This window comes from Clostridioides sp. ZZV15-6388, from assembly GCF_020657755.1.
GTDB lineage: Bacteria > Bacillota > Clostridia > Peptostreptococcales > Peptostreptococcaceae > Clostridioides.
Genome location: NZ_JAGWCU010000001.1, coordinates 56,334 through 74,845, shown reverse-complemented (window position 1 = coordinate 74,845; position 18,512 = coordinate 56,334). Strand labels below are relative to the sequence as shown.

The 18,512-nt window shown below is 30.0% G+C and carries 16 protein-coding genes; all 16 read right to left on the bottom strand.

Going from position 1 to position 18,512, the window contains the following annotated elements:
- The 16 genes from KGF48_RS00335 to infB all read right to left on the bottom strand — a co-directional run bounded on the left by KGF48_RS00335 (position 1) and on the right by infB (position 18,493).
- Entirely contained in the window at positions 1 to 2,385 is a 2,385-nt protein-coding gene (locus tag KGF48_RS00335) for an FtsK/SpoIIIE family DNA translocase (protein WP_227867629.1), read from the bottom strand.
- 122 nt (positions 2,386 to 2,507) lie between these two features.
- A complete protein-coding gene (locus tag KGF48_RS00330; RefSeq protein ID WP_227827204.1) occupies positions 2,508 to 3,242 on the bottom strand; it encodes a ClpP family protease in 735 nt (244 codons plus the stop codon).
- Between the two features lie 111 nt (positions 3,243 to 3,353).
- Positions 3,354 to 4,577 (bottom strand): aspartate kinase, encoded by a 1,224-nt coding sequence (gene dapG, locus KGF48_RS00325; protein ID WP_227827203.1) that lies wholly within the window; start codon positions 4,575 to 4,577, stop codon positions 3,354 to 3,356.
- A 9-nt stretch (positions 4,578 to 4,586) separates the two neighbouring features.
- Positions 4,587 to 4,832: a YlmC/YmxH family sporulation protein gene (locus KGF48_RS00320; RefSeq protein ID WP_003419503.1), complete on the bottom strand. Its 246-nt coding sequence runs from the start codon at positions 4,830 to 4,832 to the stop codon at positions 4,587 to 4,589.
- A gap of 34 nt (positions 4,833 to 4,866) precedes the next feature.
- Positions 4,867 to 6,114: a M16 family metallopeptidase gene (locus KGF48_RS00315; RefSeq protein ID WP_227827202.1), complete on the bottom strand. Its 1,248-nt coding sequence runs from the start codon at positions 6,112 to 6,114 to the stop codon at positions 4,867 to 4,869.
- A 156-nt stretch (positions 6,115 to 6,270) separates the two neighbouring features.
- Positions 6,271 to 7,014 carry a polysaccharide deacetylase family protein gene (locus KGF48_RS00310; RefSeq protein ID WP_227827201.1) on the bottom strand — a complete coding sequence of 248 codons (744 nt, stop codon included), beginning with the start codon at positions 7,012 to 7,014 and terminating at the stop codon, positions 6,271 to 6,273.
- 384 nt (positions 7,015 to 7,398) lie between these two features.
- Entirely contained in the window at positions 7,399 to 8,799 is a 1,401-nt protein-coding gene (locus tag KGF48_RS00305) for an MDR family MFS transporter (RefSeq protein ID WP_227867628.1), read from the bottom strand.
- A gap of 47 nt (positions 8,800 to 8,846) precedes the next feature.
- Complete coding sequence (locus KGF48_RS00300; protein WP_227827475.1) at positions 8,847 to 9,263, bottom strand: MarR family transcriptional regulator; 417 nt, start codon at positions 9,261 to 9,263, stop codon at positions 8,847 to 8,849.
- Between the two features lie 251 nt (positions 9,264 to 9,514).
- On the bottom strand, positions 9,515 to 11,626 hold the full coding sequence (pnp, locus tag KGF48_RS00295) for a polyribonucleotide nucleotidyltransferase (RefSeq protein WP_227827199.1): 2,112 nt from the start codon (positions 11,624 to 11,626) through the stop codon (positions 9,515 to 9,517).
- Between the two features lie 124 nt (positions 11,627 to 11,750).
- Positions 11,751 to 12,596, bottom strand: coding sequence for a DegV family protein (locus tag KGF48_RS00290; protein WP_227827198.1), 846 nt, complete (start codon positions 12,594 to 12,596; stop codon positions 11,751 to 11,753).
- Between the two features lie 230 nt (positions 12,597 to 12,826).
- On the bottom strand, positions 12,827 to 13,084 hold the full coding sequence (rpsO, locus tag KGF48_RS00285; protein ID WP_227434225.1) for a 30S ribosomal protein S15: 258 nt from the start codon (positions 13,082 to 13,084) through the stop codon (positions 12,827 to 12,829).
- 103 nt (positions 13,085 to 13,187) lie between these two features.
- Positions 13,188 to 14,117 (bottom strand): bifunctional riboflavin kinase/FAD synthetase, encoded by a 930-nt coding sequence (locus KGF48_RS00280; RefSeq protein WP_227867627.1) that lies wholly within the window; start codon positions 14,115 to 14,117, stop codon positions 13,188 to 13,190.
- 130 nt (positions 14,118 to 14,247) lie between these two features.
- Positions 14,248 to 15,153, bottom strand: coding sequence for a tRNA pseudouridine(55) synthase TruB (gene truB, locus KGF48_RS00275; RefSeq protein WP_227867626.1), 906 nt, complete (start codon positions 15,151 to 15,153; stop codon positions 14,248 to 14,250).
- 12 nt (positions 15,154 to 15,165) lie between these two features.
- Positions 15,166 to 16,137, bottom strand: coding sequence for a DHH family phosphoesterase (locus KGF48_RS00270; RefSeq protein ID WP_227827195.1), 972 nt, complete (start codon positions 16,135 to 16,137; stop codon positions 15,166 to 15,168).
- Positions 16,130 to 16,510 carry a 30S ribosome-binding factor RbfA gene (gene rbfA / locus KGF48_RS00265; protein WP_227434221.1) on the bottom strand — a complete coding sequence of 127 codons (381 nt, stop codon included), beginning with the start codon at positions 16,508 to 16,510 and terminating at the stop codon, positions 16,130 to 16,132. Before rbfA ends, KGF48_RS00270 begins: the two co-directional genes overlap by 8 nt.
- Positions 16,511 to 16,552: 42 nt before the next feature.
- A complete protein-coding gene (gene infB / locus KGF48_RS00260; RefSeq protein WP_227839923.1) occupies positions 16,553 to 18,493 on the bottom strand; it encodes a translation initiation factor IF-2 in 1,941 nt (646 codons plus the stop codon).
- Positions 18,494 to 18,512 lie beyond the last annotated feature (19 nt).

Below are 18,512 nucleotides of genomic sequence, written 5' to 3'. Positions count from 1 at the left end.
CTATTCACCTTCTAAATTCTGCAAATCTTGTTTGCTTATTAGTACCTTTCTTGGCTTGCTTCCCTCGCTAGCTCCAATTATACCTCTTTCTTCCATAGAGTCAATAAGTCTAGCCGCTCTATTAAATCCTATTTTAAATCTTCTTTGCAACATAGAAGCAGATGCTTGACCACTTTCTACAACAAATTCTATTGCCTCACTTAAAAATTCATCCTCATCGCTAGATTTTGATGTATTAACTTTAGATATAGTTTCAATTATATCTTCCTCATACTTTATTCCATCCTTAACCTGGTCTTTTACAAAATCAATTACTCTTTCTGACTCACTTTCTGATATAAATGCACCTTGAAGTCTAACTGGTTTTGCCGCTCCAAGTGGATAAAATAGCATATCACCTTTACCTAAAAGTTTCTCTGCCCCACCCATATCAAGTATTGTTCTTGAATCAGTTTGAGATGACACTGCAAATGCTATTCTAGACGGTATATTAGCTTTTATAACACCTGTTATGACATCAACGGATGGTCTTTGTGTAGCTACAATCAGGTGCATTCCAGCAGCTCTGGCCATCTGAGCTAATCTACAAATATAATCCTCTACATCATTTGCGCTTGCCATCATTAAATCTGCTAACTCATCTATTATTATTACTATTTTAGGTAATTTTTCCTCTGATTTTTCATTATAACTTGTTACATCTTTTACTTGAGCATCTGCAAATAGTTTATATCTTCTATTCATCTCTGTCACTGCCCAGTTTAAGGCATTAGCAGCTTTTTTAGGGTCTGTAACTACAGGTATCAGAAGATGTGGTATTCCATTATAATTTGCAAGTTCAACCACTTTTGGGTCTATTAAAAGTAATTTTACTTCATCAGGGTTTGCCTTATATAATATACTACTTATCAAAGTGTTTACACAGACACTCTTTCCTGAACCTGTAGAACCAGCTATAAGTAAATGTGGCATCTTACCTATATCTCCAATTATAATTTTGCCTGCTACATCTTTCCCAAGCCCCATTGCAAGAGGAGAATCAAAATTATTAAACTCTTCACTTTCTAGAACTTCTCTTACTCCAACCATTTGAGCTTCCTCATTTGGAACTTCTATTCCAATTGCACTTTTCCCAGGAATTGGCGCTTCAATTCTTATACTTTTAGCTGCTAAACTTAAAGCTATATCATCAGTTAAGTTTACAATTTTACTTACTTTAACCCCTGGACTTGGCTGTATCTCATATCTTGTTATAGTTGGACCAACTGTAACTTGATTAATCTTTGCTTCTACTCCAAAATCTGAAAGTGTCTTTTCTAAAAGAGAGGCATTTTTTAAAACCTTCTTTTTGCCATTTTCATCAGATTTTTTATTTACTTTATTTAAAAGTTCAACACTAGGTTTTTTATAATTTGAATAGTCTTCATTATTTGACTCTGATACAATGCTTATTGGTTGAGTTTTTTCTACATCTAAATTAGATTTGCTTATATCAACTTTCTTTTCTGGTTTAGTCTCTACAACTGAATTTTCATTTGTAGCTTTCTGTAACTCTTTTAAAACATCTAGTTCTGGCATACTTTGAGTTCCTTCTAATATTTCTAAATATTCATCTTCTGCCTTGTTAAAACCAACTATTTTAATAGTCTTATCGTCTACACCATCACCATCTTCTTCATTGTCACGACCTTTTGACATTAACCCTTTAAAAAATCCAGGCTTCTTATTTACAGTAGTATCGTCCACTTCATCAGTTATCATATCTATTGCAGATTTTTTCATATTTGAAATTTTATCTTTAAAAGTTAAATTACTGTCTTTTGATGCTTTAGATTTTGACTTTGCATTTGATACCAAACCTTTTATAGAAATATTAAATATAAACATTATAGAAAGTATAAGAGCAAATATACTTATTAGCCATCCACCTGCTATACCAAATATTTTACTCATATAATACGCAATGGTTGTTGCTATTAAGCCACTACCTTGTCCACTTACACCCAATTTCATAACATCATCAAACATATTACCTTTTAGTGGGCTATCTACAGGAAGAGTTCCTGCATTTAACAATCCATAAAATACAAAAATAAATAAAATAATTATGTAGTATAATTTAGTCTTTCTCAATCTATATATATATTCATTTCCATCAAAAAACCCTAGAAGTCCTGTTATAATTACTATAAATGGTATTGCTATGGAAAGTCCTCCAAATAATCCTTTAAAGAGATTTTGCATTATCACAGGTATCCATCCCATAGAATTAGAATTTAAACTATATAATAAAAATACACCTATAAATATTGTTATCAAATTATGATATTCTGCATTAAAGCTTAAGGTATTTACCTTCTTTTTTTTCTTCTTTTTCGTGGCCATTAATATCACTCCTTATTTTTAGCAAGTTTTACCCCTTCATAGCAAAAAGTGCTAATGCCTTAACACTAACACTCCTACTTTATTACATCATTATATCATAAATTTTATTATTTAAACAAATTTTAATCATTATTTTTTTCTTCCTCTGATTCTTTTATAAGGTCTTTTAATTTTTTAATAGCATCTTTTAATCCACCAACTTCATCTATAAGCCCGTAATCTACAGCTTCTTTTCCTATTAAAACACTACCAACATCACTTATAAGCTCATCTTTCTCATGCATAAGTTTATCAAGTATATCTCTTTCGATATTAGATGTTCTTATGATAAATTGAATTATTCTCTCTTGCATCTTTTTAAAATACTCGAAAGTTTCATTTATACCTATTACAAGTCCAGTTGTTCTTACAGGATGTATAATCATTGTTGCAGTTGGAGCTATAAATGAGTAATCACCTGCAGTAGCAAGAGGAACACCTATACTATGACTTCCCCCTAATACAAGAGTAACTACTTTTTTGGATGTACTATTTAAAAGTTCTGCAATAGCTAGACCTGCCTCAATATCTCCTCCAACAGTATTTAAAACAACTAGTACTCCTTTAACATCATTACTTTCCTCAATTGAATAAAGCATTGGAATTATATGTTCATACTTTGTAGCTTTTTTCTGAGGATTTCCTATAAAATGACCTTCAATTTCTCCAATTATAGTTATACATTGGGTATCTTTAGGAGGCTGAGGAGGCATCTCACTAGTGCCAAATTGTTTTATACATTCTCTTTCCTCACAGCTAGAATCTCTTCTACAATTATCTTTATCAAATGTTTCATTATCATCTTTATAATCTTTCATAAAAAAACTCCTATCAAAATATATTTAACTTAGTTTTACCAAATAAATCAAATATATTAAGATATACGAAAAATTATTAAATTTTGAATAAAAGTAATTGCATTACGATTCTTATTTTACATAAAATTGTTGGTGTATTGCATGTACTGCTGTATGCATATCTTCTTCACTAACTAAACAAGATATAGTCATATTTGAATCTGATGTTTGTAAAAGAGATACTCCTGCTTTTGATAAACCTCTAACTACTTTTGACATGATACCAGACATTTCATCAGCTATTCTTGAACATATCAATGTTACTTTAGCACAATCTCTATTTACTTCATAATCTAATTCAAATTTATCTAGTATTTCTTTTAATTCTTTTATATCAGCATCTTCAATAACAAAGGCTTTTTCTGATATAAAGAAATTTATCATATCTATATTTATAAGTTTCTTTTCTATTTCATTTAATACTTCTGTAAACACTTCTTCTGCTGATTTAATCTTAACTTGAGCAACACTATCTTTATTTGCAACAGCAACTTTAAGGTCTTTTTCTTGTTCATATTCTATATTTTGTTCTAAATGCTTACATAAAGAACCTATTTTTGTACCTTCAAAAGTTGGATTCATTGTATTTTTTATTGCTAGAGTTATATTTCCACTTTTAGCTAACTGTACTGCTCTTGGATGTATTACCTTAGCTCCTTTATCTGCCATTTGAAATACTTCTTCATAATCTATAAAACTCAATACTTTAGCATTTGGTTCTACTCTAGGGTCTGCAGTCATTATACCATCTACATCAGTGTAAATTTCAACTGTCTCACATTCCAAAGATTTACCAATAGCAACTGCTGATGTATCACTTCCACCTCTTCCAAGAGTAGTTACTTCACCATCATCTGTTACACCTTGAAATCCAGCTATAACAACAACTTTGCCATCATCTAATGCTCTTTTTACCTTTTTAGGGTTTATATATTTTATTTTAGCATTAGAATACTCATCACTTGTAATTATACCTGCTTGTTGACCAGTAAAGAAAACAGATTCTATACCTTTTGCATTTAATAAATTAGCAAGAATTGTCCCTGATATTATTTCACCACAAGACATTATTAAATCAAGTTCTCTTTTATTTGGTTCATCATTTACTGAATTACACAGATTTATAAGTGTATCTGTTGCATATGGAGCGCCCTTTCTACCCATTGCTGAAACTACTAATACTAATTGTAACTCTTCATCATTATCTCTGTATGCTTTTACTATCTTACATACTTCATTCATTTTTTCATATGATTCTACTGATGTCCCACCAAACTTTTGCACTAAAATACTCATTTTTTCCTCCTAAATATATCCCTCATATTCTATAATTATCATATCATTGCCTATTTTTTTTACATTTCTCCATGGAACTTCTAAAAATGACTTATCTTTTCTTCTGGCAAAAAAGCCTTTTTCTTTTGGAATTAAAAGCGCCAATATCCCGCCTGTAGTTTCATCTAGTATAAGGTCACACTCTCCAATAACTCCTAATCTTTCTCCTGTGACTAAGTTAACTATTTCCTTACCTGCTATTTCAGATAAATTCATATTTTATACCTCCAGAGATTCACTTTTTAAAATATTAATCCAAATGCAGAATATCTTCTACATCTCTTCCAACTATACATGTACCAATATTTTCTATATTGAATACCTTATCAACAACTTTTTTTACTGAATTAATATCAACATTATTTATACATTCAAGTATTTCATCTGTAGTTTTTACTTTTTTACTCAACAACATAGATTTACCAGTAGACATCATTCTACTGCTAGTACTTTCTAAATCCAATATATAATTACCTTTTAGTTGTTCCTTACTTTCAAATATTTCTTTTTCTGTAAGATAATTTTTTCTTATATTTTCAATTTCTTCTTTTATTAAATTATAAACATCTTGCAAATTTTCTGTACTCATACTTGCGAATATACCTAATTCACCACATTTTCTGTATAGTGTTTGTGACGAGTATATTGAATATACTAAACCTTTTTCCTCCCTTATCTTCTGAAAAAGTCTTGAGCTTATACTTCCACCAAAAATATTGTTTACCACCGCCATTGAATAAACTTCATCATCATTTTCAAATGGAATACCTTTTAGACACATAGCTAAGTTTACCTGTTCAGTATCTTTGTTTTTTGATATAAAACAAGGATTAAACTTGGCCTCAGTTATGTCTATACTTAAGTTTCTCTTTTTCCAGTTTCCAAATTTAGATTTAAGTTTATCTACCATATCATCAAAATCAAAGTTTCCAACTATAGAAATAACAGCATTATTTGGAATATAATATTTGTTTAAGTACTCTAACATAGACTCCTTAGTTATATTGTATAGAGAATCTTTTGTCCCAATTATATTCATCCCTAAACCATCATTAGCATATATATTTTCGACTAATAAATCATAAGATAAATCGTCTGGAGAATCTTCATACATCTTAAGTTCCTCCAATATTATAAGTCTTTCCTTATCTATATCATTTTTATCAAATCTAGAATTTAGTATCATATCACTTAATACATCTATTCCTGTATCTATATGCTCATCTATTAATTTTACATAATAACATGTACATTCTTTACTTGTAAATGCATTGATTTGCCCACCTAAATTGTCAATTGTGCTAGCAATCTCTTTTGAGGTTCTATTTTTGGTTCCTTTAAACATCATATGTTCTATAAAATGAGAAGTTCCACTTACCTCTTCTTCTTCTATTCTAGACCCTGCATTTATCCAAATACCTAACGTTATTGACTTTAGATATGGTATTTCTTCCCCAATTATTGTAAGCCCATTTTCCAGTATTTTTGTCTTATACATTACATTCTCCTAAAAATTTATTCTTTATGTTACATTGGATTATTGAAAACACTATGTTCTAATTCTATTTATTTTTATATGTATTACATTATAAGTCAGTCTTTTAATTAATTCAACTACAACTTATACAATCTTAATCAAATATTTATACTTTGTCTACTTAAATACATCACTAAGTTTACCTGGTTTTAATCCTTTTTCTCTTACAATTGCTATAATATCATCTATACATTTTGTCGTTGCATCAGTTGGGTGCATTAAGATTATACTACTATCTTTAATATCTTTTTTCTTCATTCTATCTATAATTACTTCTGGTTGATCTTTATATTTCCAGTCTATAGTGTCAGCATCCCATTTAATTGAAGTATATCCTAATTCTTTAGCAGCCTTTACTGTTTCTGCTCCAAAAGAACCTGCTGGAGCTTGAAAAAACTTAGTCTTCTCATTTATAATTTCTTCAATTATCTTTTTAGAGGTTTCTATTTGTTCATAGTTATCCTCATATGATAGTGTCGAATAATCTAAATGTTTGTATCCATGATTGCCTATTTCATGCCCTTGTTTCTTTATCTTCAATAATTCGTCTTTATTTTTTTCTGCCCACTTCCCAGTTACATTAAAAGTAATCTTTACATTCTCTTTTTTAAGAGTTTCCAAAATAGATTCTATGTACTCTGTTTCCCATCCAAGGTCTACGTTGCATGTTAATGCAACGTATCCACTTTTATCTTTTGTACCTCTCTCATATGGTAAATCTACTCCATTAAACAAGTTAAAAACGGGCTTATTGTTAAACAATTTTAATACCATTACCCCTCCTGATAATCCTAATAATATCACTAAAATTAGTATTATAATTTTTTTGAGCTTACTCTTATTAAGTACCATCATTATCATTAAAACTCCCCCTAATTATGTACAAATTGTTTCTTATTTAATACTATTAAAGGAAAGCTCTATTTATGCACTAAATATAACATAAACCTTTCTCTGTATATCAATAAAAAATTCTATTAAAAATCTCTTAAATAAACCTATATTATTAAACAGCTTTTTAATTAGCTCTTTACTTTTCCTATCATTTTAGAATTTCCTACAGTACTTTCTACTGTTACTTTTAATACAATAGTATGTAATACATTTTATATAAAAAGCCTCTGTTAGAAAGAGTAACAGAGGCTTTTTATTTCATGTTCAAAAGTTTAATTTCATACTTGAAAATATATTATAATAACTAGAATATGTTTATGTAATTGTACTTTTGAAATCTATAAATAATCTTTAATTTGTTGATTTCTTTAAACTTTTTCTTTCTACAAAAAAGAGAGCCACTAAAAGCTGAACTACTGCAACAATTGAAATACAAATAAATGCAACATCTATTCCAAATACATTTGCTGTAGTATTTGTCATACCTCGTGATGTTACTGTAGCAGTTGTCATTACTGCAACAAAAACTGCTGAGCCAATAGCACCAGCTATTGTACGCAGTGAAGTAAGTAATGCTGTTCCATGAGCAATATTTTTTTCCCCAAGCACACTCATTCCCCAAGTAACAATAGGCATCATAATTAATCCAATAGCTATCAGACGTATAATATAAAAAGCAGAGATATACAATATTGAAGTATCTTTTCCTACAAAAGATACACCAAGACAACTTATTGCCAAGAATATACTTCCACATACAACTAGCTTTCGTATTCCAAACCTATCATAAAATCTACCTGCAAAAGGACTTATAAGTGCCATTACAAGAGAACCTGGCATCATAATGAGACCACACTTAGTTGCTGAAAATCCTCTTACTGTCTGGATATATATTGGAATTAAAGTGGAACCTGCCATCATTACAACATATAGAAGCATACTTATAATTACAGCAAGTCTATAACTTTTATTCTTAAGAATACGAAGTTCTAGGAATGGCTCTTTTGAGTGAATCTGACGCAAAGAAAATGCTATAATTGATACTATACCTACAAATAATGGTAAAGCAATATTTATACTGAAAAACTCAGTTGTTCCAATATTCCCAAGTCCAATCAAAAGACCACTAAATCCTACTGCACATAAAATCATAGAAAACGTATCAAATGATTGTTTTTTTGTCTCTATTACATTTTGTAACACTCTAGATGCTATAATAATATCAATAATACTTATAACTAAAGAAAACCAAAAAATAGCTTGCCAATTAAAAATATCAATGACAATTCCTGCTAGAGTTGGCGCAAATATTGGAGCAGCCCCAGCAGCCAAGCCGTATATACCCATTATGGAACCCATTTGCTCTGCAGGATAAATTGTTAAAATTATTACTTGTGTCATAGATAGCAACACTCCATTACCCATTGCTTGCAATATACGTCCAAACAAAAGAGGTGTAAATGAAGATGCACTAGCAGAAAGCAACAATCCTACCGCAAAAAGACTCATAGCACTAATGAAAAGTGGTTTTGTTGGAAATCTCCTAATCAAAAATGCAGTGGCAGGAACCATAATTCCCATAGCAAGTGTATATGCACTAGTAAGCCATTGAGCTGTTGTGGCTGATATATTTAAATCCCCCATCATAACTGGCAATGCAGTAGTAAGAGATGTCTGAAGTAATGAGCCAACTATAGATCCAATCAATAGTACAGCAAAAATCATATTTCTAGATTGCTTATTTAAATTCATGTCTTTACCTTCTTTCTGTTTTTATTAGCAACGCTTAAGAAATATCTTTATTTTTTATCTTCAAAAAACTTTATAATCTTTTTTTGAATACGTATATAAGCAATAGCATCTTCTGGACCTAGTGCTTTTAAAAATTCAACTGTATACTCTAAAAATTCTTTTTCATTTATTTTCTGCTGTTGTATTCCCTTAGGCATTAATTGAACTAGTGTCTGTCTACCATTTTGTGGGTCAACACAGCGCTCAATCATTTCCTTTGATTCTAACTGATTAAGAATAGCAGACATTCTAGCAGTACTAACATTCATAGTACTACTTATTTCTTTTGGGTTTACTTTTTTATTGTTTTTAGATAAATAACCCAATACAAATTTTTCACCACTTTGTATATCTGCAATTTTATCTTTATGTGGTATTTTTACCATCAACGTCTTAACCTTTCCAAGTTCAAGTGCTAATTCCATATAGTCCACATTATCACCTCCTTAATTGCTAACACTATTAGTAATTTACCATATATTGTCAATAAAATCAATATTAACATGATGTTTAATAGTCATTATCACATTAGCAATAAAATATTATAATAAGAGATTATATATTCGCAATGATACTTAATTATTTAGCACTTAAACTTCTCAAATATTTGTACTAAGTATATTTATACAATAAAAAAAGCAAAACCCTAAGATTTTGCCTTTAATTATTTAATATATTATTTATTTTTATGCTCTGGTTTTGGTAAAAGAACTTTTCTAGATAAGTTAACTCTTCCTTTTTCATCTATTTCTGTAACTTTAACTTCAACTTCATCTCCTATATTTAATACATCTTCAACCTTAGCGACTCTTTCATGAGCTATATGAGATATATGAAGTAATCCTTCTTTTCCTGGAAGTATTTCAATAAATGCTCCAAAATTCATTATTCTACTTACTTTACCTTTGTAAGTTTTTCCTACTTCTGGTTCAATAACTATATTATTTATAAGTTCTTGAGCTCTATTAATCATATCAATTTCAATACCTGATATGAATACTTCTCCAGTTTGTTCAATATCTATCTTAACTCCAGTTTCATCTATTATCTTAGTTATTATCTTTCCACCAGGTCCTATTACATCTTTTATTTTGTCAGGATTTATTTGCATTTTAACAATCTTAGGTGCATATGGTGAAAGCTCTGGTTTTGGTTGAGATATAGTTTTTCTCATTTCTCCTAGTATATGGATTCTACCTTCCTTAGCTTGTTTTAAGGCACGTTGTAGAACTTCTTTATCTATACCATCTATTTTTATATCCATTTGTATTGCAGTTATACCATGTTCTGTCCCAGCCACTTTAAAGTCCATGTCTCCTAAGTGGTCTTCCATACCTTGTATATCTGAAAGCACTGCTACCTTGCCATCATGCTTTATAAGTCCCATTGCTATACCTGCAACCATGTCTCTTATAGGTACACCTGCATCAAGCAGAGATAATGTTGAACCACATACACTCGCTTGAGATGTAGAACCATTTGAACTCAATACTTCAGAAACTAATCTAATAGCATAAGGGAAGTCTTCTTGAGATGGTATCACTGGTAATAAAGCTCTCTCAGCTAAAGCACCATGTCCTATTTCTCTTCTACCTGGACCTCTTGATGGTCTAGCTTCTCCAACACTATATGCTGGGAAATTATAGTGATGCATATATCTTTTGTTTTCTTCTTCATCTAATCCATCTAACTTTTGAACATCTCCTAAAGCACCTAAAGTAGCTACATTAAGTACTTGAGTTTGTCCTCTAGTAAATATAGCTGAACCATGAGCTCTAGGTATCATACCAGTTTCACACCATATAGGTCTGATTTCTTCTAATTTTCTATTATCTGGTCTTACATTTTCATGCACTATAAGTTTTCTTACTTCTTCCTTTATTATATCTTGTAATACTTCCTCTATATCACCAATAAGTTCTTCAAAATTTTCAATAGTTTCTTCAAAATGAGCTAGAGTTTCTTCTTTAACTCTATCCATCTTTTCCATTCTTTCTAATTTTTCAAAAGTTTGAACTGCATCTTTCATCTTAGCAGTTGCAAATTCACGAACCAATTGAGTTATTTCTTCCCCTGCATGGTATAATTCAACAACAATTTTTTCTTTTCCAACTTCTGCAACTATACCATCTATAAATTCAACCACTTTTTTTATTTCTTGATGAGCAAATAAAATAGCATCTAGCATTATATCATCTGGAACTTCATCTGCTCCAGCTTCAACCATCATTATTGCTTCTTTTGTACCTGAAACAACTAGATGCATTGAACTTTTCTCTCTTTGCTCTGCATTTGGATTTACAACGAATGCACCATCTACAAGACCAACACATACTGAACCTGTTGGGCCATTAAATGGTATATCTGATATAGAAAGTGCTATAGATGAACCTATCATTGCTACTATATCTGGTGTGCAGTCTTGATCTACTGATAAAACTGTTGCAACTACCTGAACATCATTTCTAAATCCTTTTGGAAATAATGGTCTTATTGGTCTATCTATCAATCTTGATGTAAGTATCGCTTTTTCTGAAGGCTTACCTTCTCTCTTTAAAAAACCTCCAGGTATTTTACCTACAGAGTATAATTTTTCTTCATAATCTACACTTAAAGGGAAAAAGTCTATTCCGTCTCTAGGCTTAGCTGACTTAGTTGTATTTACCATTACCATACTGTCGCTGTATCTAACTATACAGCTACCGTTAGTCATTTCACAAATTTTTCCTATTTCTACAGAAAGTTCTCTCCCTGCGAAATCCATTTTAAATATTTTATGTTCAAACATTAATGCTTGTCCTCCTCTTATTAAAAACACGTATATCACTCTATTTACTATATTATCAAAAATACTATAAATTAACAATATAAAAATTATCTTTGCCTATATATGCAAGAAGCTTATATTTCTGCTAATTAGAACAACTTATAGCTAATATATCCGGCCCTGTATGAGAGCAAATAGAAACTCCACCTCTAGTAAACAAGACTCTTCTTGCTTTTATTCTTTTATTTACTTCTTCTTTTAATATTTCATAATCATGTAGATTATCTCCACAACCTATTGTTACTATTTTCCCTTCTAAAGACCCTTCATTCATTTCTAAAATTATATCTACTAGTTTACTTGCTATATTTTTTACTCCTCTAACCTTGTTTACCAACTTAGCTTCCCCATTATCAAAGAAAAATATAGGTTTTATATTCAACATATTTCCTATTAAAGCAGTTGCTACTGGAACCCTTCCACTTTGTTTTAAGAAATCAAGGGTATATGGAGCAAAAAGTAATCTTATACTGCTACGAATGTTTTCTAACTCATTTATTATTTCTTCAAACCCCAAACCTTCTTCAACAAGTTCACAGGCCTTTATAACATATTGCCCACTACCAAGTGATAAGTTTCGAGTATCAAATATATGTATTTTTTCTTTTTCATTCATATCATTTTTAGCTATTACGGCACTTTGAAAAGTTCCTGAAGCATTTGATGCGCCTGTTAAACAGATTATATGGTATCCCTCTTCTATAAACTTATCAAATACTTCTTTAAACTCCATATATGTAGCTTGTGAAGTCTTAGGTATTTGTTTTATTTCTTTTACTTTCTTGTAAAACTCTTCTTTATCTATATCCACTCCTTCTATATATTCTCTATCATTAAAAATAACTGTAAGTGGAACTATTTCTATACAATCTTTCTCTGATATTTCATCTGGAATATCGCACAAACTATCACATACTAACTTTATTTTCAAAATAATTTCCTCCTTATTCTAACTAAATATTATAGTATAAAATTTCTATATTTATCTTGTCTTTCCTTTTTAATTGATTATGTATTACCTTATATTCTTACCCAATATTATTCATTTTATAATTTTTTATAATGTATAAATTACTTTTATTATTAACTATTTTACTCTATAATAAATTAACTATAAAAAAGCAGGTATACACTATACCTGCTTTTTTATAAAGAATGAAATTACTTTCTTAATCCTAATTTAGCTATTAATGCTCTATATCCTTCAAGATCTTTTTCTTTTAAGTAAGCTAATAAGTTTCTTCTTCTACCAACCATTTTTAATAGTCCTCTTCTTGAATGGTGGTCTTTCTTATGAGTTTTTAAATGTCCATTTAGATCATTTATTCTAGCTGTCAATAAAGCTATTTGTACTTCTGGAGAACCAGTATCTCCTTCAACTCTTCCATATTCTTTGATTATTTCTGTTTTGTTTATCATTTAGATTACCTCCGTATTTTTTTAGAAACGCCTATTACTAAGCATTGATTGGAGTATTCAAAAGCTGAGTAATGGTTATTTTCCTTAATCATTTTATCATACATTACTTGTTTTTGCAAACATAGTTTTCATATACATAGTTTGTGTCATTAGACAATTGATTTTTTAAGTCATTTATTGAATTAAATTTTCTCTCATCCCTTATTCTTTCCAAAAATTCAACAATTATATTTTTACCATAAATATCTCTGTCAAATTCTAAAATGTTTGTTTCAATAGACAAAGATTTTCCATTAACTGTCGGGTTATAACCTACATTTGTAGCACCAAAATAAACCTCATCTCCAATATGTACAATAGAAGCATAGATACCTCTCTTTGGAACGAGCATATTATTCTTAAGGTCAATATTTGCTGTTGGGAATCCCATAGTTCTTCCAAGGTGTTTAGAATGTATAACACACCCTTCTAACTTGTAATTACGGCCTAAATACTCTTTAACATTAGTCATATCACCTTGGGATACTAAACTTCTAATATAAGTACTACTCACTCTTACATCATTTATTTTGATTGGTTTTATTACTTCCACCTCAAAACCAAATTCATCTTCTAAGCTTTTTAATAGATTGACATTCCCTTCTTTAGCTCTGGCAAACGTAAAGTCATGTCCAATCACTATTTTTTTAGCCTTTAATTTTTTTACTAGTATCTCCTCTACAAAATCATTTGCAGGTATTTTAGTCATATACTCATCAAATGGTATAATTACAACTATATCTATTCCCAATTCTTCTAATAAATTTATTTTGTCCTCATTACTTATAATATTTTTTGTTGAGTTTGGTCTAAAGTAGTTTACAGGATGATTTGCAAATGTAAATACAATACTCTGTATATTTTCTTTTTTTGCATATTCAACTGCTTTTTTTATAAGAACTTGATGTCCTTTGTGTATGCCATCAAAGTTCCCTATAGTAATGACACTTTCTTTTATGTTTGCTATTTCTGCTATAGATTTTATAATCACCATAATAAATTTTCCCCGCTAAAATTATAATTTACTCTTAACTTATTCACAAACTATTATAGCATAAGTAAAAGAGATAGACTATAGAAGTTATTATAGCACTATCTCTTTTGGTGTTTTTCAAATACATTGATTATATAAACATCTTATCACTTTTAACACTTACTGTATTATTATGTTTTGATAATTTTCCTAATCCTAAGAAGTTATCTTTACTATATACTCTTACAAATTCATCATCTTTACTGAGATTATTCTTTAAAAATCTCTTATCATCTATTGAACCACCATTACTATAATATTTTATAGCATTAGGGTTTAATACAACATAATTAAACGAATCCAATACATAATCTATATCATATAAGTGTTTATCCAGAGTTTGATTTGCATAAAATAATTCTAATTCTTCTAGAGTTATCGAATTTTCCAAGTTAAATTTACCAGAAGATGTTCTATTTAAAAATGACATATGTCCTCCACACCCTAGATATTCTCCTATATCATGGCAAATGCTTCTCACATAAGTCCCTTTAGAACATTCAACATAAAACATTACTTTATTACCTTTTATACTAAGGATTTTTATATCTTTTATGTTTATTCTTCTAGTTTTTAAAGTAATCTCAGAGCCTCTACCACTTCTTACTAAATCACACATTCTCTTTCCATTTACTTTTAAAGCTGAGTAAATTGGAGGAAGTTGGTCTATTTCACCTTTTTGTGTATCAAAAGCTCTTTCTATATCTTCATTACTTAACTTAAAATCATCAATTTTTTTTATAATTTCTCCAGATGAATCATAGGTATCTGTACTTATACCTAAAGTAAGTTCACATATATACGATTTATCTTTGTTTAAAATAAGTTCACATACTTTTGTAGCTTTTCCTGTGCATATTGGTAAAACACCTGATGCATCTGGGTCAAGAGTACCTGTATGCCCAACTTTTTTCATATTTAAAATCTTTCTTACCCTACTTACAACATCATGAGATGTCATACCTGTGGGTTTCAATATATTTATAATCTTATTCATTTTATTGTCACCTTAAATTGATTTTAACACTGCCTCTAATACCATTTGTTTAGCATTATCAATACTATCTTTGATAGTACATCCAGCAGCTCTTATATGACCACCGCCACCAAATACTTTAGCTATTTCACTTACATCAACATAATTTTTTGACCTAAAACTCACTTTAATTTCATCTTGTTTTTTTTCTTTAAATAAAATTCCAACTTCAATACCTTTTATATCTCTAGTATATGTTGTTATACCATCAACATCATTGAAACTCATGTTATTCCTATTCATCATATCCTGAGTTAAAATTATACTAGATACCTTTGAATCAAATATCTCCAAAGATTTTAAAGCTTCACCTAATAATTTGTAATAATCAGAAGAATTACTTTGATATATATTTTGTATTATAGTATTTTTTTCTGCACCTAAAACAAGTAAATTCTTTGCCATCTCAAAACTACTTGCATGCACATTTGAATAGGAAAAATTTCCAGTATCAGTCACAAGACCTGTATATAAACATGTTGCTATATCTTTATTCATAATCTTAATGTCTTTTATTTCTTGAAATCTAACTAATAAATTATACACTAGTTCACAAGTAGAAGATGCATCAATATCTACATAGTTTAAATCTCCATATGAATCATTACTAGCATGATGGTCAATACAGATTACTTTTGATGCATTATTTTTGATTTCATCACTTACACATATTCTCATCTTATCTCCGCAGTCAAGTGCAATTAGAGAATACTTATTTATATCAAATTCATGAGACTTATAAATTTCTACACCTTCAACTAAAAACTTCAAATTCAATGGGGCTTCATCATCAAGTACATAATATACATTTTTCCCTAAACTTTTTAGTGTATAATACATTGAAAGTGTTGAACCAATATTATCTCCATCTGGACTAATATGAGAGGTAACTATAAAATAGTCACCCTCATATATATAATTTATAATACTATCAATATTATTCATCATAATTTTCATCCTCATTTTTTTGAGTATTTTTTTCATTTACTCTCTTTATAAGGCTATCCATATACATTCCTTTTTCTATTGAATCATCAAGTTTAAATATTATCTCAGGAATATATCTAAGCTTTATATTTTTTCCTACTTCTCTTCTTATATACCCTCCAGCACTCTTAAGTCCTGCTAATGTAGATTCTTCATCTCCACCTAGAATACTTACATATACATAAGCATATCTTAGGTCATTTGTAACTTCTACATCAGTTACACTTACCAAAGATGTTATTCTAGGGTCTTTTACTCCATTTATAAGCATAGTGCTTACTACTTTTCTTATTTCTTCTGCAATTCTTCTTGTTCTATTATATGATGCCATACCATCGACCTTCTTTACTAACTGATTTTCTTTGATACGAATTTATAATTTTCTTTCTACTTCTTTAGTTATATAAGCTTCTACTATGTCGCCTTCTTTTATGTCATTATAATTTACAAAACTCATACCACATTCGTATCCAGAATTAACTTCTTTTACATCATCTTTAAATCTCTTAAGTGCTGCAAGTTCACCTTCATGTATTATTATACTATCTCTAACTAATCTTATTTTACAGTTTCTAAATATTTTACCATTAGTTACATAACATCCAGCTACTGTTCCAATACCAGATATTTTATATATTTCTCTTATTTCAGCTTTTCCTGTTTCTTCATCAACATATTCAGGGTCTAACATACCAGTCATAGCAGCTTGTATATCTTCTATAGCCTTGTATATTATAGTATATGTTCTTATATCAACATTTTCCTTTTCTCCTAGAGATTCTGCGCCTGGAACTGGTCTTACATTGAATCCTATTATTATTGCATTAGAAGCTGCTGCAAGTAATATATCTGATTCTGTTACAGCTCCAACACCTCCATGTATTACTTTAACTTGTACTTCTTCATTTGATAATTTTTCTAAAGATTGTTTAACTGCTTGTACTGAACCTTGTACATCTGCTTTTATAACTATGTTAAGGTCTTTTATAGCACCTTCACTCATTTGACTAAATAAAGCATCTAGTGATAATCTTTGAGTTGATTTTAACATCTCATCTCTAGCTAATTGTTGTCTTCTTGCTGCTACACTTCTAGCAATTTTATCTGTTGGAACCTCAACGAATTGGTCTCCACCTTGTGGAACTTCTGATAGCCCTAATATTTCTACTGCTGTAGATGGTCCTGCTGTCTTAACTCTTTTACCTTTTGCATTTATCATAGCTCTAACTTTACCACATGCAACACCTGCAACGATTGGATCACCTACTGTTAGAGTACCACCTTGAACAAGTACTGTTGCAACTGGACCTCTTCCCTTATCAAGCTCAGCTTCTATAACAGTTCCTACTGCTCTTTTATTTGGATTTGCTCTTAATTCTTCTATTTCAGCAACCAACAATACCATTTCTAAAAGTGTATCTATTCCTTCTTTTTTCTTAGCTGATACTGGAACTGCTATTACTTCTCCACCCCAGTCTTCAACTAATAATCCTTGGTCTGCTAATTCTTGTTTAACTTTATCTGGGTTTGCACCTGGTTTATCTATTTTATTTATAGCAACTATTAAAGGTACTCCTGCTGCTTTAACATGGTTTATTGCTTCTACTGTTTGAGGCATTATACCATCATCTGCTGCAACAACTAATATTGCTATATCTGTAACTTGTGCTCCTCTTGCTCTCATTGATGTGAAAGCCTCATGTCCTGGTGTATCTAAAAATACTATTTTTTTGTCATTGATTTTAACTTCTGAAGCACCTATATGCTGAGTTATTCCTCCAGCTTCACCTGAAATTACATCAGTTTTTCTTATTGCATCTAGTAAAGATGTTTTACCATGGTCAACATGTCCCATAACTGTAACAACTGGTGGTCTAGATTTTAAATCCTCTTCATTATCTTCTTCAATTTCCATTAAAGCTTCTATTTCTAAAGCTTCTGTATCATCACTTTCTGCTACTGTTAATTCAAATCCATAGTCTTTGGCAGCTAAAGCAGCAATCTCAAAATTTATCTCTTGATTTATTGTTGCCATAGTTCCCATTTTCATAAGCTTCATAATTATTTCTGATGGAGATTTATCTAATTTAGTTGCTAATACTTGTACTGTCAACTGTCCATCTATTTCTATAACATTTTCATTTTCTTGAGATGAATCTTCACTTAACACTTCAAGTGCTAATTCTAACGCTTCACCTTCTAATACTGAATCTTTGTCAGTTACATTAATATCTAATTCAGCTAACTTATTTATAAGCTCTTCATTTGATATATTTAATTTTTCTGCTATTTGGTATACTCTTGTTTTTGACACAAGATCACCCCCTATTTTA